This window comes from Mesorhizobium sp. ORM8.1 (assembly GCF_053005525.2).
The window spans coordinates 4,012,240-4,038,115 of sequence record NZ_CM132600.1; the positions used below are offsets into that span (position 1 = coordinate 4,012,240).

Here is a 25,876-nt window from a genome sequence, read left to right on the forward strand (position 1 = left end):
TGAGCGGACATCAGCGGTCGGCGCGGACGAACCGGCCGACGAGCTCTTGCATCGGACCCTGGGGCCGCCCTTACAGAGTGAGGGTCCGAAACGGAAAGTCGGGTATGGTCGGCGAAAAGGAGCAATGGCTCGGTCCCGGGGAGACAGCTCGGCGACTCGGCGTCAGCACCAAGGCGCTCAGGGTCTATGAGCGGGAGGGGCTCGTTATCCCTCACCGCGCTGAATCGAGGTGGCGCCTATACGGCCCCACTCAAATCGCCCGCCTGCACCAGATCATAGTGCTTCGTGATCTCGGCCTGTCCCTCAAATCGATCAAGACGCTTGTCGGGAGCCACGCCCGGCTTCGGGATGTCTTGCGACTGCAGCGCGAAACCCTGGAGTCCCAACAAGACAAGATCAGGCGAGCAATCGCCCTCATAGAGGTGGCGTTATGTCAGATTGATGAGGGAAGAGACCTTTCTTTGGACGAGTTGGCAATCCTCACCAAGGAGACTCTCGTGCAACAATCCACCGATGAAAAGAAATTCCTCGCAAGGTTCGAAGCTGTGATCGCGGAACAGGACCCTACTGGGCAAGCCAGCCGCACCTTTGACGCGATCAAGAAAGAGTATAGCGACGATGCCCATAAGGCTGCGCTGGAGGCCATCATGGCGGAGGCCAGCCGGCTGAAAGAGGCGGGCGACGTCAATTCGGAAGCCGCCAAAGAGCTCATTCGGCGTATGCGATCCCGCACCGCCGGCATCAGGCGCTCGACCCCTCAGGCTGAGCAAGAGCTTATGCGCAACGCGTATGCCAAAACGCTGGCCGAGGCGCAGGCGAGCTCTGAGTCCCTCTCGTTCGATCCGGAAGTCCTCGAATTTCTCCGGCAGGTCGCGCAGGGAATGAAGGAACGCGGCGAGCTGGACTGACCTGGCCTCACGTGAACAGATCCCGGAGCGTCGCCTCGGCGCTCCGGGCGCGACGCTGTCGATCTCGCCTTCAGCATCCGTCGAGCTCTTCGGGCGATCACGCCGAACTGAGGCGCGGCCTTTGCTTGCATAGGCCGCGCCGCCGCCCCTCATTGCCCTGCTCATTGCCCTACTGGCATTTCTCCCCTTGGAGGCGAGAAAGAACCGGGGCAGCGCCGACATCAACAGTCAGTCGCCGGTTTACCGCCTCTTGCGCCCAAAACCCCGCCGGCATTCGCCTAATTGCGCGCGGCTCCGAAACATCGACAAGAAATTTCGCCGCCATATCTGCATCTTGTCGCCGCGTGCCGCATTCGCCTCGCGAGAGCGAATGACCGGCTCGCCATCTGGCCCGATGAATTGGCGGCGCGGATGTGCAAATATCGCACCGGCGACATTGGAGGATGAAGGTCATGGCCGATGCTGGACTATTGCGCTTCCATGTGCCGGAGCCCGAGGTCCGGCCTGGCGGAACGCCTGACTTTTCGAATGTGCCCATCCCCAAGGCCGGCTCGGTGCCGCGTCCCGAGATCGATGTCGATCCGCGCACCATCCGCGACATGGCCTTCTCGATCATCCGCGTGCTGAACCGCGCCGGCGAGGCGGTCGGCCCGTGGGCTGGGCTGCTCAGTGACGAAGAGCTGCTCGAAGGCCTGCGCCACATGATGACGCTGCGCACCTTCGATGCGCGCATGCAGATGGCGCAGCGCCAGGGCAAGACCTCCTTCTACATGCAGCATCTGGGCGAAGAGGCGGTGAGCTGCGCCTTCCGCAAGGCGCTCAACCCGGGCGACATGAATTTCCCGACCTATCGACAAGCCGGCCTGCTGATCGCCGACGGCTATCCGATGGTCACGATGATGAACCAGATCTACTCCAACGAGGCCGACCCGCTGAAGGGCCGGCAGCTGCCGATCATGTATTCGTCGAAGGAGCACGGCTTCTTCTCGATCTCCGGCAATCTGGCGACGCAATACATCCAGGCGGTCGGCTGGGCGATGGCCTCGGCGATCTCCAACGATTCGCGCATCGCCGCGGCCTGGATCGGCGACGGCTCGACGGCGGAATCCGATTTCCATTCGGCGCTGGTCTTTGCCTCGACCTACAAGGCGCCGGTCGTCCTCAACGTCGTCAACAACCAGTGGGCGATCTCTACATTCCAGGGCATTGCGCGTGGCGGCTCCGGCACGTTTGCAGCGCGTGGCCTTGGCTTCGGCATTCCGGCGCTGCGCGTCGACGGCAATGACTATCTCGCCGTTCATGCCGTGGCCAAATGGGCAGCGACAAGGGCGCGGGCCAATCTCGGGCCGACGCTGGTCGAATATGTCACCTACCGCGCCGGCGCCCATTCGAGCTCGGACGATCCATCGGCCTACCGGCCCAAGGCGGAATCGGATGCCTGGCCGCTCGGCGATCCGGTCATCCGGCTGAAGAACCACCTCATCCTGAAGGGCGCCTGGTCGGAAGAACGCCACACCCAGGCGGAAGCGGAAATCCTGGAAACGGTGATCGCGGCGCAGAAGGAGGCCGAAAGCCACGGCACGCTGCATGCCGGCGGCAAGCCGTCGACCCGCGAGATGTTCGAAGGGCTCTACGAAGAAATGCCGCCGCATCTCAGGCGCCAGCGCCAGCAGGCGGGGGTCTGACCATGCCGAGAAAGACCATGATCGAGGCGATCCGCGACGCCATGGATGTCGCCATGGGGCGCGACGAACGGGTCGTCGTCTATGGCGAGGATGTCGGCTTCTTCGGCGGCGTTTTCCGCGCCACGCAAGGCCTGCAGGCTAAATATGGCCGCAGCCGCTGCTTTGACGCGCCGATCAACGAATCCGGCATCGTCGGCTCCGCCATCGGCATGGCGGCTTACGGACTGAAGCCCTGTGTCGAGATCCAGTTTGCCGACTACATGTACCCGGCCTACGATCAGCTGACGCAGGAGGCGGCGCGGCTGCGCTACCGCTCGAACGGCGATTTCACCTGCCCGATCGTGGTGCGCATGCCGACCGGCGGCGGCATCTTCGGTGGCCAGACGCACAGCCAGAGCCCGGAAGCGCTGTTCACCCATGTGTCGGGCCTCAAGACCGTGGTGCCGTCCAATCCGCATGATGCCAAGGGGCTCTTGATCGCCGCGATCGAGGATCCCGATCCGGTGATCTTCCTCGAGCCGAAGCGGCTCTACAATGGTCCGTTCGATGGCCATCACGACCGGCCGATAACGCCATGGTCGAAACATGAGCTCGGCGAAGTCGCCGACGGCCACTACTCGATCCCGCTCGGCAAGGCGGTGATCCGCAGGTCCGGTTCGGCGGTCACGGTGCTCGCCTATGGCACGATGGTCTATGTCGCAGAAGCCGCGGCGGCGGAGACCGGCATCGATGCCGAGATCATCGACCTTCGGACGCTGCTGCCGCTCGACCTCGACGCCATCGTCACCTCGGTGAAAAAGACCGGGCGCTGCGTCGTCGTGCATGAGGCGACGCTCACCTCCGGCTTCGGCGCCGAGCTGGTTTCGCTGGTGCAGGAAAACTGCTTCTACCATCTGGAGGCGCCGGTGGCGCGGGTCGCGGGCTGGGATACGCCCTACCCGCACGCGCAGGAGTGGGATTATTTCCCCGGCCCCGCCCGCGTCGGTCGCGCGCTTATCGAAACGATGGAGGCCTGACACATGGGCGAGCACATCATCAAGCTGCCCGATGTCGGCGAAGGCGTCGCCGAGGCCGAGCTGGTCGAATGGCACGTCAAGGTCGGCGACCTAGTGCGCGAGGATGCGGTGCTGGCCGCCGTGATGACCGACAAGGCGACCGTCGAAATCCCTTCGCCGGTCGATGGCGAGATCCTGTGGCTGGGCGCCGAGATCGGCGACACAGTGGCGATCGGTTCGCCGATCGTGCGGCTGAAAGTGGCGGGCGAGGGCAATGTGAAGGCTGGCGCCGATGAGAGCGGCGAGAAGACCACCACCGCTGGGGTGGGCGGCGGCTCTCGCCCTACCGTCCAGTCCGGCCAAGAAACACCGCCGTCATCCTCGGGCTTGTCCCGAGGATCCACCGCTCCTCAGGATTGGCGACGTCGCATCCTTCCAGGCCGGCAGATCCTCGGGACAAGCCCGAGGATGACGGCGTGAACAAGCCCGAGGATGACGGCGTGAACAAGCCCGAGGATGACGGCGTGAACATGCCCGAGGATGGCGTCAAAACGAATCGCGCCACGCCTGGACCCTCCGGCGTGCCGCGCACCGAGGGTGAAAAGCCACTGGCCTCGCCTGCCGTCCGGCAGCGCGCCAAGGAGGCTGGCATCGATCTGCGCCAGGTCGCGGGCAGCGGTCCGGCGGGGCGCATCGGCCATGACGACATCGACGCCTTCCTGGCGCGCGGCCCGCAAGTGGCCCGTGCACCGGGCCTTGCTCCCAAGGATGGGATCGAAGACATCAAGGTCGTCGGGTTGCGGCGCAAGATCGCCGAGAAGATGACGATCGCGAAGTCGCGCATCCCGCACATCACCTATGTCGAGGAGATCGACGTCACCGCGCTGGAAGATCTGCGCGCGGCGCTCAACAAGGAAAAGCGCGCCGCCAGGAGCGGCGCGGAGAGGCCGAAGCTGACGCTGCTGCCGTTCCTGATGCGGGCGATGGTCAAGGCGATCGCCGACCAACCCAACCTCAACGCGCTGTTCGACGACGAGGCCGGCATCATCCATCAGCACGAAGGCATCCATATCGGCATTGCCGCACAGACGCCCAACGGGCTGGTCGTGCCGGTGGTCAAGCATGCCGAAGCGCGCGACCTATGGGAGAGTGCGGCCGAGGTCAATCGGCTCGCCGACGCGGCGAAATCCGGCACGGCGACGCGCGAGGAGCTCTCCGGCTCGACCATCACCATCACCTCGCTCGGCGCCATGGGCGGCGTGGCGACGACGCCGGTCATCAACTATCCGGAAGTGGCGATTATCGGCGTCAACAAGATGATGGTGCGGCCGGTGTGGGACGGCACGCAGTTCATCCCGCGCAAGATGATGAACCTGTCGTCGAGCTTCGACCATCGCGTCATCGACGGCTGGGATGCGGCGGTGTTCATACAGCGCATCAAGGCGCTGCTGGAAACGCCGGCGCTGATCTTCGTGGACTGATGGGGATGGTGTTGAAGGCGAACGTTGCTGCGCTAGGATGTGGGCTCCCCCTTCTCCCCTTGTGGGAGAAGGTGTCGCCGAAGGCGACGGATGATGGGTGTTCCAGGGAACGCCGACGTCTCACTCCGCTGGAACACCCCTCATCCGTCTCGGCGCTGACGCGCCGATCCACCTTCTCCCACAAGGGGAGAAGGGAAGGCGCGCGCCGGCCCTCGCCGAAAGGACAGCTGCTATGAAAGAAATCTCCTGCAAGCTGCTCGTCATCGGCGCGGGTCCTGGCGGTTATGTGTGCGCCATCCGCGCCGGCCAGCTCGGCATCGACACGGTGATCGTCGAGGTCGGCAAGCCGGGCGGCACCTGTCTCAATGTCGGCTGCATCCCGTCCAAGGCGCTGATCCATGCGGCCGAAGAGTTTGACAAGGTCGCGCATATGGCCAGCGGCAAGGATCCGCTCGGCATCAAGGTCGGGGCGCCGACGCTCGATCTGGCGCGGACGGTCGCCTGGAAGGACGGTATCGTTAGCCGGCTGACCGGTGGCGTCGCCGGGCTCTTGAAGAAAGCCAAGGTCAAGACCGTGCAGGGCTGGGCGACGTTCCGCGACGGCAAGACGGTCGCGGTCGAGACCGAAACCGGCACGCAGGTCATCCGCGCCGAGATCGTGGTGATCGCCACCGGCTCGGCGCCGGTGGAATTGCCGTTCCTGCCGTTTGGCGGTCCGGTGATCTCATCGACCGAGGCGCTGGCGCTGAGCGAGGTGCCGAAGAGGCTTGCCGTCGTCGGTGGCGGCTATATCGGGCTGGAGCTCGGCATGGCCTTCGCCAAGATGGGCGGCAAGGTCGCGATAGTCGAAGCCCTGCCGCGTGTGCTGGCGCAGTACGACGCCGATCTCACCCGGCCGGTGCTGAAACGGCTTGGCGAGCTCGGCGTCGAGGTGATGACTGGCGCCAAGGCCACGGGAGTATCCACCAAGGGCGACGCGCTGCTGGTCGAGACGGCTGACGGTAAGAACGCCAAGGTCACCGCCGACAGGATCCTGGTCACGGTGGGCCGTAAGCCGCTCACCGAAGGCTGGGGCCTCGAGCAGATCGATCTCGACAGGGTCGGCAAATTCATCCGCATCGACGACCTGTGCCGCACCTCGATGCGCGGCATCCATGCCATCGGCGATGTCACCGGCGAACCCATGCTGGCGCATCGCGCGATGGCGCAAGGCGAGATGGTGGCGGAGATCGTCGCCGGCCACAAACGCAGCTGGGACAAACGCGCCATCCCGGCAATCTGCTTCACCGATCCGGAGCTGGTCACCGCCGGTCTCACGCCGGAAGAGGCGAAGGCGCTGGGTGGCGAGATCAAGATCGGCCAGTTTCCGTTCGCCGCCAATGGCCGCGCAATGACCAAACAGGGCGAGGATGGGTTCGTGCGGGTTGTGGCACGCGCGGACAATCATCTGGTGCTCGGCATCCAGGCGGTCGGCCAGGGCGTGTCGGAGCTGGCGGCAGCCTTCGGCCTGGCGCTGGAGATGGGCGCGCGGCTGGAGGATATCGCCGGCACCATCCACGCGCATCCGACCCAGGGCGAAGCGTTCCAGGAAGCAGCGCTCAAGGCGCTAGGCCACGCGCTGCATATTTAGAGGTTTTACTCTCGCAGGAGGATAGGGACGGCGCGAACCTATCCACTGGGGCTCTTTTCCTCTCCTCCGGAGGGTTGTGTGCGTCAAGTTCTGCAAATTGGGGCGGCCACGATGCTGGTCATGCGGCTTGGCGCAGAGCGAGCTTCTTGTGCTCGCGCAGGTCGTCCATGTTGATGTAGCGGTTGGCCTCCATCCAGTTTTCGTTGGTCTCGACAGCCAAGGCCCTGACGAGGCGCAGGCAGCTTTCGGCGTTGGGGAAGATGCGCACGACATAGGTGCGCCGGCGGATTTCCTCGTTGAGCCGTTCGAGCATGTTGGTGGACTTGAGATGCTTGTGGTGCTGTCTCGGCAGCCTGAAGAAGGTCAGGGTCTGTTCGATGGCATCCTCGGCCCAGCCTGTCAGGCGCGGATAACGAGGCGACCATTTGGCGAGCCATGCGGCGAGATCGGCCTTGGCCTCAGCGAGATCGCGCCGGTCGTAGAGCCAGCGCAGTTCCTGCAGACAGTCGTCGCCGTGCTTGCGCGGCAGATGATCGAGCGCGTTCCTGAGGAAGTGGACGTAGCAGCGTTGCCATGCCGCTTCCGGGATCACCTCACCGATCGCCGCCACGAGGCCGGCATGGTCGTCGGAGACGACCAGCTCGACACCCTTGAGGCCGCGCGCCTTCAGCGAGACGAGAAAGTCTTTCCAGGCCGAACGGCTCTCGCGATTGGCCATCTCCACAGCCAGGATCTGGCGCCTTCCGTCCCAGTCGATGCCGACAGCGATCAGCACCGCCTGGCTCATGACGACGCCGGCTTCACGCACCTTCTCATAGCGCGCGTCGAGGATGAGGTAAGGGAACGGCTCTTGAAGGGGGCGCCTGGCAAAGGCAGCGAGGCTCTCGTCCAGCCGCTTGTTGATGGCCGAGATCGACGAGGCCGAAAACGCATGACCGCACAGCTCCTCGGTGATCGCCTTCACCTTCCTGGTCGACACACCCTGCACATACATCTCGGCCAGCGTCGCCACCAAGGCTCGCTCCGAACGCTGGTAGCGCTCGAACAATTCGGTCGAGAAGCGCCCCGAGCGGTCCTGCGGAACCCGCAGCTCAAGCTTGCCGACACGCGTGACAAGGGTGCGGCCATAGTAGCCCGAGCGGTAGCCCAGCCGCTCCGGCGTGCGTTCGCTTTTCGAAGCACCAAGCGCCTCGTCCATCTCGGCCTCGAGCACCTCCTGCATCACCGCGCGGATCACTTCGTGCAGTCCATCCGGGTTCGAAAGCAGAATGTCTTTGACGGCAGCGCTGGCGGTCTTACTTTCAATCTTGGTCATGGTGGCGTTCCTTCGCGGGAATCGGTGACGTGAACAATCACCAGCCTGCCATGACCGCCCCCTCTCAGCGAATTTGCAGAACTCTCAGCACACTACCCTCCGGAGGGGAGGTGGCGCTGCGAAGCAGCGACGGAGTGGGGGAAGCCGGTCCTCAAACGCGCTGCCGCTGGCGGCTCACCGGGCCTCAACCTAGGCGAGGCATCGCCCCGGCTTTAAATAACGCCGGCGCCGGTCGACCCCCACTCCGTCGAGCTTCGCTCGACACCTCTCCCCGATCGACGGGGAGAGGAAGGGCGCGAACCCACCACCGGTCGGCTCCCCCTTGTCCCACAAGAAGGGAGAGGAAGGGCGCGAGCGTCAAGACTCCTCAGCTCGCGAGCCGGCTCACCATCTCGTGCTGCGCATAGGCGCGGCCGAAGCGGTTGGCGAGGAAGGTGTCGAGCGCGATGTCCTCTTGGCGGACAAAGCCCTTCGCCGGCAGCGAGCCATCGGCCAGCATATCGAGCACGGCGCAGATGCCGGATGCGGTGGTGATCTGGATGGCGCTGCGCACCACCGCACCGACGCGCTGCGAATAGATTTTGTTGGCGTAGGTCTCCTGCAGCAGGCGGCCGTTGCGACGGCCCGACACGGTGACGAAGACGATGACCACGTCCTGGAGCGTTGCCGGCAGCGCGCTCTCGAAAATGTCCTTCAGCACGTCGCGGCGGTGACGAAGCCCAAGATCGTTGAGCAGCGCCTTCATGATCGCGGCGTGGCCGGGGTAGCGGATGGTGCGGTAGTTCAGCGTGCGCACCTTGCCCTTGAGCGTCTCGGCCAGGGTGCCGAGCCCGCCGGAGGTGTTGAACGCCTCATAGGTGACGCCGTCGAGCGAGAATTCCTCGCGCTCCTCCAGCGGCGGCACTTCGATCAGCTCGCCCTCGACGATCGCCTCGCAGGGTTCGCAATATTCGTTGATGACGCCGTCGGTGCTCCAGGTGAGGTTGTAGTTGAGCGCGTTGGACGGATATTGCGGCAGCGCGCCGACGCGCATGCGCACGCTTTCCAGCGTGTCGAAGCGGCTGGCGAGGTCGTTGGCGACAATCGAAATGAAGCCAGGCGCCAGGCCGCATTGCGGAATGAAGGCGCTCTTGGCCTCACGCGCCAATTCCTTGACGCGGCGGGTCGAGACGACATCCTCGGTGAGGTCGAGATAATGCACGCCCGTAGCGGCCGCGGCCTCGGCGATGCGCGTGGTGAGGTGGAAAGGGGCGGCGCTCAGCACGGCGAATTTGCCGGCCAGGACTTCTTCGAGTGCACCGGCAGCGGCGATGTCGAGTTCCCGCGTCGCGACGCCGGCCGGCACTTCGGCGGCGGCAAGCTGAGCCGCCGAGCGGTCGACAAGCGTGACGTGGTAGTCGCCCGTGGCATTAAGCATTTCGGCGATGGTCGAGCCGATCTTGCCGGCGCCGACAACAACAATGTTCTTCATGGTCAATACCCCTGGCATTTCGAGTTACGCAATCCGGACGGAAAACCGCTTCAGCGGAGATCATCGCAGCTTGCCTGTCGAAAGGAAGCGTGGAACTGTGCGAAACGTAACCATAAACTGAGCGATTAGCCGACAGGTTTCGTCGAAATGATCAGCGATGCCGAACAAGCCCTGCTCACTTTGCTGCGCGCCAACGCCCGCGCCTCAACCGCGGAGCTCGCGCGCCAGCTCGGCGTGTCGCGCACCACGGTGCAGAGCCGGATCGAGCGGCTGGAGCAGCGCGGGGTCATCGCTGGCTATGGGGTCAGCCTGGCGCCCGACTATGAGCAGGGCCTGGTCAAGGCGCATGTGCTGCTCACCGTCACGCCGAAACTCGCCGACAAGGTAGTGCGCAGCCTGGAAGCGATGCCGCCGGTGCGCACGGTGCATTCGGTGAGCGGCAATTTCGACATGATCGTCATCGTCGACGCGCCATCGATCAGGGATCTCGATGCATTGCTCGACAAGATTGGGGCGATGGATGGTGTCGAGCGGACATTGTCGTCGATCATCTTGTCGACGCGGGTGGATCGGTGAGGCGCCAATCTCCCCCTTGAGGGGGAGATGTCCGGCAGGGCAGAGAGGTCGGTTCGACCGGATGCGACCCTCTTGCCGTCGATGAAGAGTTAGCGCTCCACGCGCGGCGACCCCCTCTGTCGCCTTCGGCGACATCTCCCCCTCGAGGGGGAGATCAGGCGTGCGCCTTTCTCGGCTCCGGCCCATCATCCAGCCACGCCACATCCTCCGGCGAGAGCGTAATATCCAGCGCTTTCAAACTATCCTCCAGCTCGTCCAGCGTGCGTGGGCCGATCAGCGGGACCGACGGGAAGGGCTGCGCCAGCACATAGGCCAGCGCGACATGGATCGGGCTTTTGCCGAGACGCCTTGCCAGTTCGATCGCCCGGTCGCGGCGGCCGAAGTTCTTCTCCGAGTACCAGACGCGCACCAGCTCCTCATTGTCGGTCCGTTCGCGGCCGGCGCGGTCGGTGAAGAAGCCGCGACCCTGGCTCGACCAGGCGAAGTTCGGCATCTGCCGCTTGGCCAGCCAGGCTTTCCAGTCGTCGGTCGACGAGGTGATGCAGCCGGCCCAGATCGGCTCCAGCATCTCGGCCAGCGAGAAATTGTTGGAGAGCGCGCCGGGCTTCTGCTTGCCGTTCTTCCCGGCATAGGCAATCGCCGCATCCATGCGCTCCATCGTCCAGTTGGAGCCGCCGAACAGGCCGCGGATGCGGCCGGCCTTGGCCTCCGCGTCCATGGCGTCGACGAACTCGCCGACCGGCACGTCCGGATTGTCGCGATGCATGAAATAGATGTCGACATGGTCGGTCTGCAGCCGGTCGAGCGACTGGGCGAGCTGCTTGCCGATCACGTCGGGATAGCAGAGCGGCGAGTGCGCGCCCTTGGCGATGATGACCGATTGCTCGCGCACGCCGCGATTCCTGAGCCATTGCCCAAGCAATGCCTCGGTGTAGCCGGCGCCATAGACATAGCCGGTGTCGAACAGATTGCCGCCGGCCTCGAAATAGGCGTCGAGCAGGATCGCGCCCGAGGAGAAGGTGCGGAAATCCTCGAAGCCGAGCGCCAGCCGCGACACGGGACCCGGCAGGCTCGGAATGTCGCGCTTGCCGATGGCGCTGCCGCCGGTGCGCAGCGGCCGCCCAGAGAGGGTGTTGACGCGCTTAGCCGGCTTCTCGATCTCATATTCCAGCCCGACCGCAGCGCGCCACTTGTCGAGCACGCGCAGCGTGCCGAGGCTGTCGGCCCAGGACATGCCGGGCCAGGCGAATTCCTGGCCACCAGCGAGGATTGCGTCGCCGGCGGCGTCGACCTCGAAGGAATAAAGATGGCGGGTCTCGTCGAGGACGATCACCTCGCGCGCGCCGCCGGACCGGATCACCTCGATCCGACCCGGCCCGACATCGCGGTTGCCACCAGCGAACCAGAAATCCGGCACCTCGATGCTGCCCTTGGTGCCGAGGATACGCAGCACATTGTCCTGGTTGAGCGAGATGCTGCAGGAGACTTCGGCGACGATGCCGCCGGGGAAATGGAGCAGCGCCGATGCCCATTCGTCGACCCCGGACTGGCCGAGATGCGCGGCACCGACCACCTTGTCCGGCTCGAGGAACGGCTGTCCCGCCGCGGCGCCCGCGATCAGCCGAACCATCGATACCGGATAGCCGCCGACGTCGAGGATGCCGCCGCCGGCAAGGTCGTTGGCGTAGAGCCTGTGCTCGGGCATGAAGCCCGGCATGGCGAAGCCGAAGCTCGATTTGATCAGGCGGATTTCGCCGATGACGCCCGAGCGGATCAGCTCGACCAGTTGCACCGTCTGTGGATGCAGGCGGTACATGAAGGCTTCGCCGAGAAAGGTGCCGGCCTTGCGCGCCGCATGCATCATGGCGTCGGCCTCGAAAGCGGTCAGCGCCAATGGCTTTTCGCACAGTACATGCTTGCCGGCTTCCGCCGCTTTGATCGCCCATTCGGCATGGCCGGGATGCGGGATCGCGATATAGACGGCATCGACTTGGCTGTCGGCGAGCAGCGCTTCGTAGCCGTCGAGGATGCGGGCGCCCGGAAACGTCTCGGCAAGCCCCGGTTTACCGGGGTTGCGTGCGCCGAGCGCCTCGAGCGTGCCGGTGCGCGATTGCGCCACGCCGCCGGCAAAGGATTTGGCGATGCTGCCGGGCCCGAGAATGCCCCAGCGGATTTTTTGCTTGGATGTCATCTTTCAATACTCCTGGGTCGCCGCCGCGCCTTGGGGATCGGGCGGAAAAGAAAGTCAGCGGATGCGCGCGCCCGCTTTATCGAACAACAGCGAACGTTCCGCCTTGATCGAGACGGTGAAGTGATCGCCGCTGGCGCGCTGGCGCGAGGCCTCGCGCTCGATGATCAGCTCCTCGGGCCCGGCATTGGCGTAGACGTAGCTCACCGAGCCGAGATGCTCGGCGACGTCGGCCTTGATCGCGATGTCGCAGTCGCCCTCGCCTTTCTCGCTGAAATGCTCCGGCCGAACGCCGAGCACGACCTCGGCGCCGACGACAGGAAAGGCTTTTGAAAGCGGCTTGCGCAATCGAACGCCGCCATGATTGGCAAGCTCGATGATCGCGGCGCTGTTCGACGTCTCGACGACTTTCGCGGCCAGAAAATTCATCTTCGGCGAACCGATGAAGCCTGCTACGAAACGATTGGCCGGGTCGTCATAGAGGTCGAGCGGCGCGCCGATCTGCTCGACATTGCCAGCTTTCAGCACGACGATTCGGTCGGCCAGCGTCATCGCCTCGGTCTGGTCGTGCGTCACATAGATCATGGTGGTGCCGAGCTCCTTGTGCAGGCGCGAGATCTCGACCCGCATCTGGACCCTGAGCTCCGCGTCGAGGTTGGACAGCGGCTCATCGAACAGGAAGACCTGGGGCTCGCGCACGATGGCGCGGCCGATAGCGACGCGCTGGCGCTGGCCGCCGGACAATTGCTTCGGCCGCCGCTGCATCAATTCGTCGATGCGCAGGATCTCGGCGGCGCGCTTGACCCGGCGATCGGTGTCGGCCTTCGGGTTGCCGTTCATGCGGAGCCCGAAGCTGAGATTCTGTTCCACCGTCATGTGCGGATAGAGCGCGTAGGACTGGAACACCATGGCGATGCCGCGATCGGCCGGCTCGACATCATTCACCAGCTTGCCGCCGATGGCGATCTCGCCGCCGCTGATGTCCTCCAGCCCGGCGACCATCCGGAGCAAAGTCGACTTGCCGCAGCCGGACGGGCCGACGAAGACGACGAATTCGCCATCGGCGATGTCGATGTCGGCGCCATGGACGACTTCGAGGATACCGAAGCGTTTGACGACATTGGTGAGGGTGACGGCTGCCATCGCGCTTCTAATCCTATTTGACCGCGCCGGCGGCGATGCCGGCAATGAAATGGCGCTGCAACAGCACGAAGACGACAAGCATCGGCAAGGTCAGCATGACCGCGCCGGCCATGATGCCGCCCCAGGAGACCTTGGTCAGGCCGATCAGCGTGCCGAGCGCCACCGGCGCCGTCATCGCGCCGGGCTGGCTGTTGATCAGCAGCGGCCAGAGATAATTGTTCCACGAGGCGAGGAAGAGGATGATGGCCAGGGCCGCCAGCATCGGCCGCGCCAAAGGCAGCGCGACGAACAGGAAGATGCGCCATTCCTTGACGCCTTCGACGCGTGCGGCGTCGAACAGCTCGGCCGGCATCATCGAAAAAGCCTGGCGCATGAAAAGCACGCCCAGCGAATTGAACAGCGGCGGTACGATCAGCGCGATCCAGGTGTTGGCGAGCTGGAAATCGCGCGCCACCATGATGAATTGCGGGATCAGCACCACCGCGTAGGGCAGCGTGATGGTGCCGAGGATGATCGCCACCACGATGCCCTTGCCATGGAATTCGTAGCGCGCCAGCGCCCAGCCGGCCATCGAGGTGAGCAGCACCGACAAGACCGTGTAGGTCACCGCCACGCAGACCGAGATGCCGATGGCGCCGACGAAATTGGTGTCGCGCTGCAGATTGTTGAAATTGTCGAGGAAGCCGTCATGCGGCAACAGCTCGATGCCGGGACTGAAGATGCCGTTGTCGGGCATGGTGGAGAACACCACCATCATCCACAACGGGAACAGCCAGATCAACGCCAGCGGTGTCAGGAAGAGGTGCAACAGGATGCTGCGGCCGAGCCTTGCTTGCGAAAGCGAGCTCATTTCGGCTCCCCTCTCATTTCGGCTCTCTTGTCAGCCAGAGCTGCACCAGCGTGATGGCGATGGCCAGCCCCGCCATGGTGTAGGCGACCGCCGAGGCATAGCCGAAATTGAGCGAGCGGAAGCCCTGCCGGTAGAGCAGCAGACCCAGCGTCTCGGTGCCGCCGCCGGGACCGCCGCGCTCGGTGATCAGGAACGGTTCGGTGAACAGCTGCATGGTGCCGATGATCGACAGCACGGCGCAAAAGACGATGACCGGCTTCAACAGCGGCAGGGTGATGTAGAAGAACTGCTTGAGCTTGCTGACGCGGTCGAGCGTCGCCGCCTCATAGACGTCGTCGGGAATGGATTGCAGGCCGGCGAGCAGGATGATGGCGTTGTAGCCGGCCCAGCGCCAGGTCACCGCGATCATGATGACCGCCATCGCCGGCGTGACGTTGGAGAACCAGTCGATCTTGGGCAGGCCGACGCTGTCGAGCAGCTTGTTGACGATGCCGAAATCGAGGCTGAACATCAGCCGGAAGACAGCCGAATAGGCCACTTCGCCGACCACGACCGGGGCGAAGAAGGCAAAGCGGTAAAGGCCGCGCGCCTTCAAGAGCGGCGAATTCAAAAGCACCGCCATCACAATGGCCAGCGCAATCATCACCGGCACCTGGATGACGAGGATGAGCAGCGTGTTCTCGAGCGCGTTGTAGAAGGCCGGATCGCCGATCAGCCGTCCCCAGTTGAAGGCAGGTGCAAAGCGCCACGGCACGGTGCGCGTCGCCTGGAAGGAGATCAGGAACGAAGAGATGATCGGCCAGATCCAGAAGATGGCGAAGATCAAAAGATAAGGCGTGAGGAAGCGATACGCGGTGGCGTTTCGGGTGCGCATCGTCCTCCTCCTTTGTCACGTGCGAGTTGGTATCAGGCTACGGTTAGCCGGCGTCAATTGTCGATGTCGGCGCCGCCCTGTCTTGCCTTCTCCCCTTGTGGGAGAAGGTGGCCGCGAAGCGGCCGGATGAGGGGTGTTCCAGGAAACGCCAACGTCTCACTCCGCTGGAACACCCCTCATCCGTCTCGGCGCAAACGCGCCGATCCACCTTCTCCCACAAGGGGAGAAGGAAGATCTGCTCACTTGATCGGCAGGCCGGTCGCGGCGGCGATCTGCTTGGCGGCGTCGTCGAGCGCGGCCTTGGCGTCGGGATAGCCGCTGGCCAAATATTTGGTCTGCACGGCGCGCAGGATGATCTCGGCGTCGCTCTGGAACTGCGTGCCGCGGCTCGGCACGACCTTCGGCAAGGTTGCCAGAATGTCTTTCCAGATCGCCTGGTCGCCCCAATAGGGCAGGCCTTGCGAAGCGTAAGGATCGTCGAGCGCCGAGATCAGCGACGGCACCAGGCCGAAATCCTTCAGCATGGTGATCTGGCCCTCATTCGTTCCCAGCGTGTATTTCAGATAGGCGTAGGCGGCTTCCTTGTTCTTCGAGGCCGAGGTGATGGCGAGCGACGAGCCGCCGAGATTGGCGGCGCGCGGGCCGTCGGCGGTAAGGCTCGGCATCAGATAGACACCCCACTTGCCGCTCTCCTTCGGCGATTCGGTGCGGATGGTGCCTTCATACCAGCCGCCATAGACCTGGGTGGCGACTGTGCCGGCGGTGTTGTTGGTGATCTTGGTCGACCAGTCGGCCGATGAAATGATACCCGCGTCCTTCATCGCCTTGACCTTGGTCAAGGCGTCGACGCATTTGGGCTGGTTGACCGTGATCGACTGGCCGTCCTCGGCGAAATAGGCGCAGCCCTGCTCGTTGGAGATCATGCGGAAGAATTCGGTGTCGCCATTGAAATCGGCGTTGGTCATCGACACGCCTGGATTGGCGGCCTGGATCTTCTTGCCGGCGGCGATAAAATCGTCCCAGGTCTTGATCGAAGTGGGATCGACGCCGGCCTTCTCGTAGAAATCGCGGCGGTAGAAGACGGCGACCGGACCGGAATCCCACGGCATCGCATAGGCCTTGTCGCCGACCTCGAGCTCGGTGCGCTTGAAGTCGGGATATTTTTTCTGGTCGTCGGTGCTGTAGCCCAGCGTGTGCAGGTCGACGAAGCAGTCGGGAAACTGGCTCCAGTAGTTCTCGGCCTCGCCATTTTCGATGGTGACGATGTCTGGCAGGCCGACGCCGCCGGCGGCGCAGCCGGCGATCGATTTGTCATAGGTCGGCTGGTTGCCGAGGTCCTGGACCGTGACCTTGATGTCGGGATATTGCTTGTTGAAGCCCGCGACGGTCGCCTTCAGCGACGAGGCGGCGATATTCCAACTCCAGATCGTGATTTCGCCGGACTGCGCCAGGGCCGGGCCGGAGCCCAGGGCAAGCAGAAGCGCGGCGCAAGTCAGTGTCGTGCGCATTGAAATCCTCCCATTTCATTTGCTCTCTCACTGTGAGCGTGCCTAGACTAGGCGGCGCGGAAGGCTTGTCCCCGTCAAAGGGAATAAGAAGTTGGCGGAAAGTAAGATGTCGCAGCGGCCGTTCTACCAGCCAGGCGCCAGCAGCGTCGAAGGCCTGCCGTTCGCCATGCAGATGTTCCACAATCATCCGCTGGTGATGCTGAAGCCGCACTGGCACGCCCAGGTCGAGGTCAACTTCATCGTGCAAGGCCGCGTGCATTACCGCATGGCCGAGCACGAGATCTCGCTGTCGGCGGGCGAGATGTGCCTGTTCTGGGGTGGGCTGCCGCACCAGATGGACGATCTCACCGATGACGCGGTCTATGCCGGCGCGCATTTGCCATTGGTGCATTTCTTCCGGCTGCATCTGCCGGCCGATGTCCGGCACCGGCTGATGACCGGCGCGACGCTGGTGACCAACGCCACGGACCAGTCCGACAACGACAATTTCAAACGCTGGAACGAATACGGACGCTCGGGCGACGCAGCCAAGGCGCAGCATGCCGTCAACGAGTTGCTGCTGCGGCTGGAGCGGGTGCGTTTCGATCCCTACCGGCTGGTGCCGGACACCACTGCGGGACAGGGCGCGGGCAATGCCTTGGACCAGCAGTCCTCGCGCAATGTCGGACGCATGTGCGATTTCATCGCCGGGAATTTTCTCTATGACATCGACTGCGTGAACATCGCCTGCGCCGCCGACATCCACCCGAAATACGCCATGAGCCTGTTCAAGAAATCGACCGGCATGACGCTCAACGAGTATGTCAACCTGCTGCGGCTGAGCTACGCCCAGGCGCTGCTGATGCATGAGGGCGCCAATGTGCTGACGGTCGCCATGGAATCGGGTTTTGGCTCGCTCAGCGCGTTCAACAAATCGTTTCGCAAACTGGCAGGGATGTCGCCTTCGGATTTTCGCCGGGGTACGGTGGGGATCAAGTAGTCGTCGTCTCGACAGGGCCTGTGTCGACCGCGTTTGCCGTTGTCATCGATCGCCCTCCGCTTACCGATTTGTAAGAACCCGGCAATCCGCCAGTATGGTTGAGAGAGCAAAGTCGTCCCCGAACCGCTGCGGCTAACATCCCGTCCAAGCCGAAAGCCTGTCGTGTTCGAGGGGTGGCTTCTCAGATGTTGCGTCCAGGTGATCCTCTTCGCCAGGGCAGGGTCGCCCTGCCCATCGCCATGGTGGTCCGGTGACGGTCATGCAGGCTGTTCAGACCCGGGCCTCCCCGCGACGCCGGCTTCGGGATATGCGGCGGAAGATCTCTGGGAGGCGCCGGTTTATCAGGCGGCGTTTGTGATCGCCGCTTTCCTGTTGCTGCGGATCGGACTTGCCTCGGTCATCCCGCTGTCGATCGACGAAGCCTACGCCGTCGTTGTGTCGCGCAGCCATTCGCTGTCCTATTTCGATCATCCTCCTCTTGGGTTTGCGCTCGCCCGGCTGATGGTCGACATCAGCGGATGCGAATGCCGCTTCGCCGCCAGGCTTCCCTACGTCCTGCTCGGATCGCTGTCGGCGCTGTTGCTGTTCGACCTGACCCGGAAAGCCTATGGCGCCGTTGCCGCATTCTGGGCCGTGGCCTGGTACAGCGTGGCGCCGTTCTTCCTGATCTCGGCCGGACACTTCGTGGTTCCCGACGGACCGCTGGATTTCTTTCTGCTGGCCAGCGCCTGGCTGGCCGCGCCGATGCTTCTGGGCGGGGAGAAGCAACACGCCCTGCCGCGCTGGATCGGGGCCGGCCTGGCGCTTGGCCTGGCGCTGATGTCGAAATATCAGGCCGGCCTGTTTTGCGTCTCGGCTCTGCTCGTCCTGGTGCTGACAAAAGCCGGCCGCGCCCAATTGCGGACGCCGGGACCTTGGCTGGCCGGGGCTGTCGCCGCGCTCGGCCTGATACCGGTCGTGCTGTGGAACATGCGCCATGGCTGGATCTCACTGGCGTTCCAGTCCGGCCGGGGTCTGGCCATCGAGGGCCATTTCCTGCATCCGGCAAACCTCGCGCTCACCCTGCTTGGTCAGGCGGCCTATGTCTGGCCGCCGATCTGGCTGGTGGCCATGGGCTGCCTGTGGAGCGGCGCCAGGCCCGAAGCCTCGCCCGCCGACCGTTTCTTCGTGCTGATCGCGGCATTGCCGGTGGCCTTCTTCGACATGGCGGCCTTGATCGGCGCCCATTCGCTGCCGCACTGGTCGATGAGCGGCTTTCTCTTTGCCTTTCCGCTTGTCGGCCAGTGGTGCGCCCGGTTTTCGCAGCGCAAACCGGCTTTGCTCAGCGCATCCTTTGCCATTGCCGCCATCGTCGTGCCGTTGCTGATAACCGGGTTCGCCGTGCAGGCGACCACCGGCGCTTTCACGCGTCTCTTCTTCAGCCGCGCACCCAAATTCGACGTCAACTGGCAGATCGTCGACTGGACGGCGCTGTCGCGCAGGATCGAGGTCAGCCAGCTCAGGGATCCCGGCAGTTATGTCGTGGCGTCGAACTGGATGCAGGCTGCGCGCATATCCGTCGCACTCGGCCCAGACGTACCGATCGAGGTGCTGCCGGGCGATCCGCGCCATTTCCAGTTCATCGACGATGCGAGGCTTGACGACCGTGGCGCTGGCTTCTTCGTGGGAGCCCTGAATTCCGCCGACGAGGCCGCCAGCGAGAAAGGCTATCGCGACCATCTCGAAGGCCTGTTCGCGACAACCGGTCCGTCGCGATACATCACGCAGCGGATTGCCGGCTACCCGGTCTTCGACATCGTAATCGTGCCGATCAAACGTTCGGGCACGCGGCCATCAAGCTCCGAAGGTCAAAATCCGTTGCCTCAGGCGGCTCACCTGCCATGAACCAGCCGCTTTATCACCTGCAATCCGACATCAGCCAAGCGAGCCACGGATATCGCGATAGCGCCGAACTGACGGTCGTGGTTCCGACCTTGAACGAGCACGCCAATATCGAGCTCCTGGTGGCGCGGCTGCACAAGGTGCTGGCTGGTGTCGAATGGGAGGTTGTCTTCGTCGACGACGATTCCAAGGACGGCACCATCCTTGCCATTCGCGGCATAGCCGTGCGCGACCACCGGGTCCGCGGCATCAGGCGCATAGCCCGTCGTGGCCTCGCCGGCGCCTGCCTCGAAGGGATATTGTCGAGCTCGGCGCCGGTCGTGGCGGTTATGGACGGCGATCTTCAGCACGATGAAACCTGCCTTCCGGCCATGTTGGAGATCATGCGCGGCGGCCAGGCCGACATGGTTGTCGCCAGCCGCTACCAGGACGACAGTAGGGCGGAAAGCGGCCTGACGCGGCTTCGGTCGAACGGCAGCATGCTGGCGACGCGGCTTGCCCAATGGCTGCTCAAGACGCCGATCCGCGATCCGATGAGCGGCTTTTTCATGCTGCGCCGGGACATTGTGGACACTGTCGCGCCGCATCTGTCTCGCCAGGGATTCAAGATCCTACTGGACATCGTCGCGTCGTCGCCCGGCCTGCGCATCCAGGAAATTCCTTACGTTTTCGCTCCGCGGCTGCATGGGCAGAGCAAGCTCGATGCCATGGTGGTGTTCGAATATGCCGGCCTGCTGGTCGCAAAGGCTTCCGGCGATCTGATCTCGACCCGCTTCCTGGCCTTCGGCCTGGTTGGTTTCGCCGGGGTTGGCGTGCACCTGACGGCGCTGCATGCCTTGCTGGCGCGCGGCCTGCCGTTTGCCGCGGCCCAGACCGCCGCGATGTTTACGGCGATGGCATTCAACTACACGCTGAACAACGTCTTCACCTACCGCGACCTTCGCCGGCGTGGCTGGCGCTTCCTGACCGGGTTCGGCCTGTTCGCGGCCTTATGCAGCTTCGGCGTGGTGGCTGGCGTCGGGGTGTCGAGCCTGCTCTACACCAACGCCTCGCGCTGGTGGGTGGCTGGCCTGGCGGCTGCAGCGGTCGGCTCGGCCTGGAACTATGTGACCAACTCCGCGATCACCTGGCGGGTGCGCTAGAGCAGTTCAACGTTTGATAAGAATCGCCGACCTGCTCCAACTTTCTGTCTTTACGCAATTCCGGACTGAAAACCGCTGCGCACTTTTCCTGGAATTGCCCTGCATCAGGATGACGTTTCGTTGAATTGCCATCCTGATCTAACTCTTTGTTGGAGCATGATCTTCTCCGGTTCCCACTTTTCGAGATCATGCTCCAGCACACTTCCCCTACAGTCCTCACGGAGCTCCGAATGTACCAGATCGACGCGGCCCTGACCGCATGGATAAACACCTGGGCAGGCCAGTCCCCGGCGCTCGATCCGATCATGAGAGGTGCTTCAACGATCGGCGTGCCGGTTTTCGTGCTCGCTGTGGTGCTTCAGTGGTGGATACCCAGCGCCGACCGGCACACCCGCCACGTCGCCGTCGCAGCCGGCTTGTCCTTCCTGCTCGGGCTTGCGATCAATCAGCTTATTCTATTGTTTATCCAGCGGGTTCGCCCCTACGACGCCCATGTCTCGCATCTCATCATCGATCGCACCGCCGATTTCTCGTTTCCGTCCGATCATTCCACCGCCAGCTTCGCCATAGCGGCGGCCTTCCTGATTTGCGGGCTGCGCCAGCGTGGTCTCCTGTTCCTTGCCGCAGCGCTGGTGATCTCCCTGTCGCGTATATATCTCGGAACCCACTATGTAAGCGACGCCCTTGGCGGCGCCGCGACGGCCTTCTTCGCGGCTTTCCTGGTCCGTCTCGCCTATCGGGAAGACACCCGGATCGACAGCCTGATCACCGGGATATTGTAGAAGGGTTCCGCCGGCGGGGCCGTGGCTTGACCAGCCCCGCCGCAAGTCCAGGGAAGAAAACCGGCCTACTTGGCCGGCTGGATGCTCGAGGCCGCCAGTTTGCCGGCCTTCGTCGAATAGGTGACCATCACCTTCTCGCCAACTTTCAGCGTCTCGGCTTCAATGCCTTCCGGCAGGGAGAATGTCTTGCCGTCGGAGAGCGTGATAGAATCGCCTTTCTTGTCGATGCTGGCGATGGTGCCGGTCGTCGCCTTCGCGTAGGCGACGCTGGCGGATGCGATTGCGATTATCATTGCAGCTGTGATGACGGATTTTTTCATCGTTCAGTTCCTTTCTCTCTGCCGAGGGCGGTTGCCCAGGGCGGCTTCAATCCGGAGCGGCCCAGCCCTGCCGGATCAAGAACCCCGGAGCCAGGATGAAGCGAAGCCAAACTTAGGACCGGAAGTTTTCAGCAGGTTGGCCGCAGCCTTACAAATGCGTAAGCGCGCTGTGAGCGTCATAGGTCACGCAATTGCTCGGCGACGAGCCCGGAGGACTGCCTGGCGGACCGAACGGCGGCGGCAACTGATGCAACGACGAGGCCAAGCACCATCACCAGATAGAGCCATGGCACCGACAACGCTTCCGGCGGCGGATCGAAGACGCCGGTCAGCAGCTTCACCAGCATCCACGCGGTCAGTGTTCCCGAGATGAGGCCGAAGACCAGGCCGCCGACAATGATGACGAGGCCTTCGCTCCAGAGAAAGGCGGCCAGCTGCGCCGGCTTGGCGCCTATCGCACCGAGGATCGCGAAGGGGCGGCGCCGCTCGGCGAATCCCAGGGCCAGCATCAGCCCGGCGGCGGCGGCCGCCATCAACACGGAAAACCCAAGCTCGATCCTTGTCAGCCCGTCTAGGTCGATGGCGGTCAGGCTCGATCCGATGAGTTGCGCGGCCTGGCCGATATCGCTGACCTTCAGCGCGGGGTCGACGGCAAGCACCGAAGAGGCCTGCCGGGCAAGCGCGGCAGGACTCCCCCGCGCCCGCATCAGAACATATTCGGACGCGTCCGACCCTGTCATGCGGGCGACGTAGGCGGCATTGGCGACAAGAAAGGAATCTTTCGGCGCGGTCGGGAATTCGCGCGCGACGCCGATGAATTTGAAGGCCACCGGATGGTATTGGTGGTCCCTTGCATCGACGAGCCGCAGGTTGATCGTGTCGCCCTGCTGAAGCTGGAAGTCCTGGACGGTTTCCTCGGACACCAGGACGCCATCGGGCGTTGCAGCCAACTGGCCGAGGATGGCTGCCGCGCCGGCGCCGCTGAAATAGGCGTCGGAAAGGCTCGTGGCGCGGCCGATGCGTCCGGGATCGATTCCGTAGAGGTCCTGCAGATCGGCGCCCACATAGGCAAAACGATGCTGCATCGGCTCGACCGCGACCGCATCCGTCAGCGTGGTCAATGCCGCCAGATGTGCGCCGGCTGGCTTGTCCGAGGTTCCGAAGATCGTGACGTCGGATCCATTCGTCAGCTCCGCGTCGACGCGCGCCTGGGCGTTGTAGGTGGTGTTGAAGATCGCGGTCGAGACGGCGAAGGAGACAGCCAGCGCGGTCATGACGATGCCGGCCGTCAGGCGCTCGGACTGCCGGGACAGGGCGGCCGCCACGACCGGCGCCAAAGGGCCGGCCACCGGAGAGAGAACGGCGCGCATCGGTCTCCCATTGCGTGCGATGATCGTGCTCGACAGCCGCATGGTCAGCATCATCATGCCCATCCAGAGCAATGCGGGAGCGATGAAGGCCTTGTAATCGACAGAAGTCGCCGCGACGCCTTCGGGCGCCAGCACGATCTGGTAGCCGGTGCTGGCCGACAACCAGAAGAAGAGACCGGCGCCGGCAAGCAGCAGCAGATCCAGCCAGAAGCGCTGCCAAAGCGGCGCCCTGGCTCGCGTGACCGTGTGCCGCGCCACGTCGACGGTGGTCCAGCGCGCGTCGCGCCAGGCCGGAAGCAGGAAAGCGGCGAACCCCAGCAGTAAGCCGAGCAGCGCGACGAGAAGCAGGGCCGGATCACGAAGGGCCGTGTACCGGTCGAGTGCGGAAACAGGGCTGAAAAGCCAGGCTCCGCCCATGCCGAACGCAGTTCCGGCGGTGGCGGAGACCGCTGCCTCGGCGGCTGAAAACGACAGGATCGTCCCGGTCGTGGCACCGCGGATGCGAAGCAGCGCCTGCTCCGTTCGCCGGCGTTGCCCGCCGGACGAGGTTACGGCATAGGTGAGCGCGATGGCCAGCGCCGCGCCGGGCAGCCCGAGGAACAGGAACAGCACGGAAGCATAAAGCGCATCCTCGCGGACGGCCGCGAGGCGGGAACCGAGATTGTCGGCAACCAAAGCCTGGCCGGCGGTCCTCGCCTCCAAATTGCGCGCCGCACCGGTGACGGAGAGATAAGCCTGAACAGGGTTGGATGGCAGGGCCTTGTGGGCCAGCCGCGCGTGCCATTGCAGCCGGACCGTATCCGGGCGCTGTCCCGCCTGCGGGGAGAACAACTGCTGCCAATCCCGCCAGGGAAGCACGAGCACGTTGTCCGGAGGCGCCTGCGGTGCGGCCTGGGCAGGCAAGCCAACCGCCTGAAACAGCGAATCAGCATCGGGGAGATCGACGACACCGGCGATTGTGACCTCCGCCATTGGCAAGCCGATACGTTTGATCGACACCGTGTCGCCAGGGCGGACGTGAAGGTTGGCCGCCGTCTGCTGGGCGACCAGGACGCCATCGGCGCTGCCGGAAAGCAGGCGGATTTCCGCTGGAAAGTCCTTGGAATAACCTTCGCCCAGAGCGATGACCTGCCCTGGCCCGGTTGTCTGCGTCGTGCCGCCCGCCAAGGCTTCGAAACCCGCCGCGTCGGCATAGCGAACCCAGTGAGCGGCCTCGACGGGCGCTGCTTCGGCGATCGCCCTGCCGATCGCTTCCGGATCGGCGCCGGAAATCACCTGAACCTGCCAGTCGACCGGGACGGCGCTGACCGCGCGGGCCGTCATCGAGGCGCTGGCATTGGCGAGGAAAAGGACCATGGCCGTCAGGAGCGCGACGGTCACCGCGACGCCCGCCGCGGCGCCAACGACACGCGGGAAGCGGCGGGTGAGAACGCCGCGCAGCCACAGAAGCATCATCATGCAGCGTCCTGTCTGGGCCATTCGGAGACGAGCCGGCCGTGATCCATCGTCCATCTGGTCGCCATCCGGGCAGCTACCGCTTCGTCATGTGTCGCCACGACCAGAGCGGTGCCCGTGCCTTCCAGCTGCTCCAGGACGGTGTCGAAAAAGAACTGCGCGGTAATGCTGTCGAGCTGTCCGGTCGGCTCGTCGGCCAGGACCAGTTTCGGCTTCATGACGAGGGCACGCGCCATCGCGACGCGTTGCGATTGTCCACCGGACAATTCCTCCGGCAGTTTGTCGCGAAGGTCGCCGAAGCCAAACAAGTCCAGCAAAGCGGCGGCGGCCGCTTCGGCGGAGGCGGGGTCACCGGCCAACATCATCGGCAGGCCAACATTCTGGGCGACGGTGAGCGCGGGGAACAGGCTGGACGTCTGGAACACGAGGCCGATATGGCGCGGCCTCAGCTCCTCGAAGGGGCCGAGCCCGGGCCATTCGACGGCGCCGGACGTCGGTTTGTCCAGCCCACCAAGTATATGCAGCAAAGTGGTCTTGCCGCTGCCAGACGGCCCGACCACAGCGATCCGCGCATCGGAAGCGATCCTGCAATGGACGTCGCGAAGCGCGGCAACCCCGCGCTGGAAGTCGCGGCCCAGGCGCTTGCCGACGACAAGCGTGTCACTCATCGTCTATCCTCCCGTCTTTCAAGCCGATGATGCGGTCCGCCTTGTGCGCAAGCGCCCGGCTGTGGGTGGCGAGCAGCGTCGCCAACCCGGCCCGGCGCCGCGCCTCGAAATGCGCGATCAGCCGGAGTTCAGTGTCGCGGTCGACTTCGGCGGTCGGCTCGTCGGCAACCAGGATCGGCGGATCGGCAGCGAGCGCCACGGCAAGGCCGGCCCGCGCCGTCTCGCCGCCGGAGAGTTCTGTGGGAAAGGCCTGGGCACGATGCTGAAGATCGACGCTTTCCAGAAGCGCGCCAATTCGGCTCTCATTCGGCTTACCAGCCAGCTGCATCTGCAGGCGCAGGTTCTGTTCCACGCTGAGATGGCCAAACAGGTTCCCGGACTGCGGAAGGATGCCGAAATTGGCGGCGCGGATGCGGGTCCGCTCGGTTTCCGACCGACGCGTCAGGCGCCTGCCGGCCACCTCGACATGGCCGCCGTCCGGCTCGTCCAACCCGGTGACGCAAGACAAAAGCGTGGACTTGCCGCTGCCGGACGGGCCCACCAGGGCAACGATCTCGCCCGCCGACAGATGAAAGCTGATGCCACGCAGCGCGGCGGTCTCGTCGTCGCCTGTGTGGAAGAACCGGTAGAGCTCGTGCGCTTCCAGCGCGTGCAT

The 25,876-nt window shown here is 64.3% G+C and carries 20 protein-coding genes and 1 pseudogene; 10 read left to right on the plus strand and 11 right to left on the minus strand.

Annotation, left to right across the window (positions count from 1 at the left end; genetic code table 11):
* The first annotated feature begins 104 nt into the window (after positions 1-104).
* From ACVDG8_RS20140 to lpdA, 5 genes and pseudogenes are all read left to right on the plus strand, one after another.
* On the plus strand, positions 105-908 hold the full coding sequence (locus ACVDG8_RS20140; RefSeq protein ID WP_447256251.1) for a MerR family transcriptional regulator: 804 nt from the start codon (positions 105-107) through the stop codon (positions 906-908).
* A 452-nt stretch (positions 909-1,360) separates the two neighbouring features.
* Positions 1,361-2,593, plus strand: a complete 1,233-nt coding sequence (locus ACVDG8_RS20145; RefSeq protein WP_447256252.1) for a thiamine pyrophosphate-dependent enzyme — start codon at positions 1,361-1,363, stop codon at positions 2,591-2,593.
* Between the two features lie 2 nt (positions 2,594-2,595).
* The gene (locus ACVDG8_RS20150) at positions 2,596-3,609 is read left to right on the plus strand and encodes an alpha-ketoacid dehydrogenase subunit beta (protein ID WP_447256253.1); all 1,014 of its coding nucleotides are present in this window, start codon (positions 2,596-2,598) and stop codon (positions 3,607-3,609) included.
* Positions 3,610-3,612: 3 nt separating this feature from the next.
* Positions 3,613-5,069 (plus strand): annotated as a pseudogene (locus ACVDG8_RS20155) (dihydrolipoamide acetyltransferase family protein).
* 232 nt (positions 5,070-5,301) lie between these two features.
* Positions 5,302-6,699, plus strand: coding sequence for a dihydrolipoyl dehydrogenase (lpdA, locus tag ACVDG8_RS20160; RefSeq protein ID WP_447256255.1), 1,398 nt, complete (start codon positions 5,302-5,304; stop codon positions 6,697-6,699).
* A gap of 118 nt (positions 6,700-6,817) precedes the next feature.
* On the opposite strand, the gene ACVDG8_RS20165 is transcribed toward lpdA, so the two are convergent.
* Positions 6,818-8,014 carry an IS256 family transposase gene (locus ACVDG8_RS20165; RefSeq protein WP_447253601.1) on the minus strand — a complete coding sequence of 399 codons (1,197 nt, stop codon included), beginning with the start codon at positions 8,012-8,014 and terminating at the stop codon, positions 6,818-6,820.
* Positions 8,015-8,381: 367 nt separating this feature from the next.
* Positions 8,382-9,485, minus strand: a complete 1,104-nt coding sequence (locus ACVDG8_RS20170) for a saccharopine dehydrogenase C-terminal domain-containing protein (RefSeq protein ID WP_447256256.1) — start codon at positions 9,483-9,485, stop codon at positions 8,382-8,384.
* 147 nt (positions 9,486-9,632) lie between these two features.
* Here ACVDG8_RS20170 and ACVDG8_RS20175 point away from each other — a divergent pair, with 147 nt between their 5' ends.
* Positions 9,633-10,061: an Lrp/AsnC family transcriptional regulator gene (locus ACVDG8_RS20175; protein WP_447256257.1), complete on the plus strand. Its 429-nt coding sequence runs from the start codon at positions 9,633-9,635 to the stop codon at positions 10,059-10,061.
* A 154-nt stretch (positions 10,062-10,215) separates the two neighbouring features.
* On the opposite strand, the gene ACVDG8_RS20180 is transcribed toward ACVDG8_RS20175, so the two are convergent.
* The 5 genes from ACVDG8_RS20180 to ACVDG8_RS20200 all read right to left on the minus strand — a co-directional run bounded on the left by ACVDG8_RS20180 (position 10,216) and on the right by ACVDG8_RS20200 (position 16,624).
* The gene (locus ACVDG8_RS20180; protein WP_447256258.1) at positions 10,216-12,252 is read right to left on the minus strand and encodes an aldo/keto reductase; all 2,037 of its coding nucleotides are present in this window, start codon (positions 12,250-12,252) and stop codon (positions 10,216-10,218) included.
* A 54-nt stretch (positions 12,253-12,306) separates the two neighbouring features.
* Positions 12,307-13,392 carry an ABC transporter ATP-binding protein gene (locus tag ACVDG8_RS20185; RefSeq protein WP_447256259.1) on the minus strand — a complete coding sequence of 362 codons (1,086 nt, stop codon included), beginning with the start codon at positions 13,390-13,392 and terminating at the stop codon, positions 12,307-12,309.
* Positions 13,393-13,405: 13 nt separating this feature from the next.
* On the minus strand, positions 13,406-14,242 hold the full coding sequence (locus tag ACVDG8_RS20190) for a carbohydrate ABC transporter permease (protein ID WP_447256260.1): 837 nt from the start codon (positions 14,240-14,242) through the stop codon (positions 13,406-13,408).
* A gap of 13 nt (positions 14,243-14,255) precedes the next feature.
* The gene (locus ACVDG8_RS20195) at positions 14,256-15,116 is read right to left on the minus strand and encodes a carbohydrate ABC transporter permease (RefSeq protein WP_447256261.1); all 861 of its coding nucleotides are present in this window, start codon (positions 15,114-15,116) and stop codon (positions 14,256-14,258) included.
* Positions 15,117-15,355: 239 nt separating this feature from the next.
* Entirely contained in the window at positions 15,356-16,624 is a 1,269-nt protein-coding gene (locus tag ACVDG8_RS20200; protein WP_447256262.1) for an ABC transporter substrate-binding protein, read from the minus strand.
* Positions 16,625-16,730: 106 nt separating this feature from the next.
* On the opposite strand from ACVDG8_RS20200, the gene ACVDG8_RS20205 reads away from it, so the two are divergent.
* From ACVDG8_RS20205 to ACVDG8_RS20220, 4 genes are all read left to right on the plus strand, one after another.
* Entirely contained in the window at positions 16,731-17,603 is an 873-nt protein-coding gene (locus ACVDG8_RS20205; protein WP_447256263.1) for a helix-turn-helix domain-containing protein, read from the plus strand.
* 354 nt (positions 17,604-17,957) lie between these two features.
* Entirely contained in the window at positions 17,958-19,487 is a 1,530-nt protein-coding gene (locus tag ACVDG8_RS20210; protein WP_455707191.1) for a glycosyltransferase family 39 protein, read from the plus strand.
* A complete protein-coding gene (locus ACVDG8_RS20215) occupies positions 19,484-20,626 on the plus strand; it encodes a glycosyltransferase (protein WP_447256265.1) in 1,143 nt (380 codons plus the stop codon). The genes ACVDG8_RS20210 and ACVDG8_RS20215 overlap by 4 nt, the downstream gene beginning before the upstream one ends.
* 230 nt (positions 20,627-20,856) lie before the next feature.
* On the plus strand, positions 20,857-21,408 hold the full coding sequence (locus ACVDG8_RS20220) for a phosphatase PAP2 family protein (RefSeq protein WP_447256266.1): 552 nt from the start codon (positions 20,857-20,859) through the stop codon (positions 21,406-21,408).
* 65 nt (positions 21,409-21,473) lie between these two features.
* Here ACVDG8_RS20220 and ACVDG8_RS20225 read toward each other — a convergent pair whose 3' ends face one another.
* The 4 genes from ACVDG8_RS20225 to ACVDG8_RS20240 all read right to left on the minus strand — a co-directional run bounded on the left by ACVDG8_RS20225 (position 21,474) and on the right by ACVDG8_RS20240 (position 25,876).
* Complete coding sequence (locus ACVDG8_RS20225; protein WP_447256267.1) at positions 21,474-21,728, minus strand: DUF1344 domain-containing protein; 255 nt, start codon at positions 21,726-21,728, stop codon at positions 21,474-21,476.
* Positions 21,729-21,904: 176 nt separating this feature from the next.
* Positions 21,905-24,556 (minus strand): FtsX-like permease family protein, encoded by a 2,652-nt coding sequence (locus tag ACVDG8_RS20230; protein ID WP_447256268.1) that lies wholly within the window; start codon positions 24,554-24,556, stop codon positions 21,905-21,907.
* Positions 24,553-25,221, minus strand: coding sequence for an ABC transporter ATP-binding protein (locus ACVDG8_RS20235; RefSeq protein ID WP_447256269.1), 669 nt, complete (start codon positions 25,219-25,221; stop codon positions 24,553-24,555). The genes ACVDG8_RS20230 and ACVDG8_RS20235 overlap by 4 nt, the downstream gene beginning before the upstream one ends.
* Entirely contained in the window at positions 25,214-25,876 is a 663-nt protein-coding gene (locus tag ACVDG8_RS20240) for an ABC transporter ATP-binding protein (protein ID WP_447256270.1), read from the minus strand. The genes ACVDG8_RS20235 and ACVDG8_RS20240 overlap by 8 nt, the downstream gene beginning before the upstream one ends.

Coding starts and splice junctions, on each gene's coding strand:
- ACVDG8_RS20205 (WP_447256263.1), top strand. CDS start 16,731: ATGTCGCAGCGGCCGTTCTACCAGCCAGGCGCCAGCAGCGTCGAAGGC.
- ACVDG8_RS20150 (WP_447256253.1), top strand. CDS start 2,596: ATGCCGAGAAAGACCATGATCGAGGCGATCCGCGACGCCATGGATGTC.
- ACVDG8_RS20140 (WP_447256251.1), top strand. CDS start 105: ATGGTCGGCGAAAAGGAGCAATGGCTCGGTCCCGGGGAGACAGCTCGG.
- ACVDG8_RS20200 (WP_447256262.1), bottom strand. CDS start 16,624: ATGCGCACGACACTGACTTGCGCCGCGCTTCTGCTTGCCCTGGGCTCC.
- ACVDG8_RS20220 (WP_447256266.1), top strand. CDS start 20,857: ATGTACCAGATCGACGCGGCCCTGACCGCATGGATAAACACCTGGGCA.
- ACVDG8_RS20195 (WP_447256261.1), bottom strand. CDS start 15,116: ATGCGCACCCGAAACGCCACCGCGTATCGCTTCCTCACGCCTTATCTT.
- ACVDG8_RS20190 (WP_447256260.1), bottom strand. CDS start 14,242: ATGAGCTCGCTTTCGCAAGCAAGGCTCGGCCGCAGCATCCTGTTGCAC.
- ACVDG8_RS20175 (WP_447256257.1), top strand. CDS start 9,633: ATGATCAGCGATGCCGAACAAGCCCTGCTCACTTTGCTGCGCGCCAAC.
- lpdA (WP_447256255.1), top strand. CDS start 5,302: ATGAAAGAAATCTCCTGCAAGCTGCTCGTCATCGGCGCGGGTCCTGGC.
- ACVDG8_RS20185 (WP_447256259.1), bottom strand. CDS start 13,392: ATGGCAGCCGTCACCCTCACCAATGTCGTCAAACGCTTCGGTATCCTC.
- ACVDG8_RS20145 (WP_447256252.1), top strand. CDS start 1,361: ATGGCCGATGCTGGACTATTGCGCTTCCATGTGCCGGAGCCCGAGGTC.
- ACVDG8_RS20240 (WP_447256270.1), bottom strand. CDS start 25,876: ATGCACGCGCTGGAAGCGCACGAGCTCTACCGGTTCTTCCACACAGGC.
- ACVDG8_RS20180 (WP_447256258.1), bottom strand. CDS start 12,252: ATGACATCCAAGCAAAAAATCCGCTGGGGCATTCTCGGGCCCGGCAGC.
- ACVDG8_RS20165 (WP_447253601.1), bottom strand. CDS start 8,014: ATGACCAAGATTGAAAGTAAGACCGCCAGCGCTGCCGTCAAAGACATT.
- ACVDG8_RS20225 (WP_447256267.1), bottom strand. CDS start 21,728: ATGAAAAAATCCGTCATCACAGCTGCAATGATAATCGCAATCGCATCC.
- ACVDG8_RS20235 (WP_447256269.1), bottom strand. CDS start 25,221: ATGAGTGACACGCTTGTCGTCGGCAAGCGCCTGGGCCGCGACTTCCAG.
- ACVDG8_RS20215 (WP_447256265.1), top strand. CDS start 19,484: ATGAACCAGCCGCTTTATCACCTGCAATCCGACATCAGCCAAGCGAGC.
- ACVDG8_RS20230 (WP_447256268.1), bottom strand. CDS start 24,556: ATGATGATGCTTCTGTGGCTGCGCGGCGTTCTCACCCGCCGCTTCCCG.
- ACVDG8_RS20170 (WP_447256256.1), bottom strand. CDS start 9,485: ATGAAGAACATTGTTGTTGTCGGCGCCGGCAAGATCGGCTCGACCATC.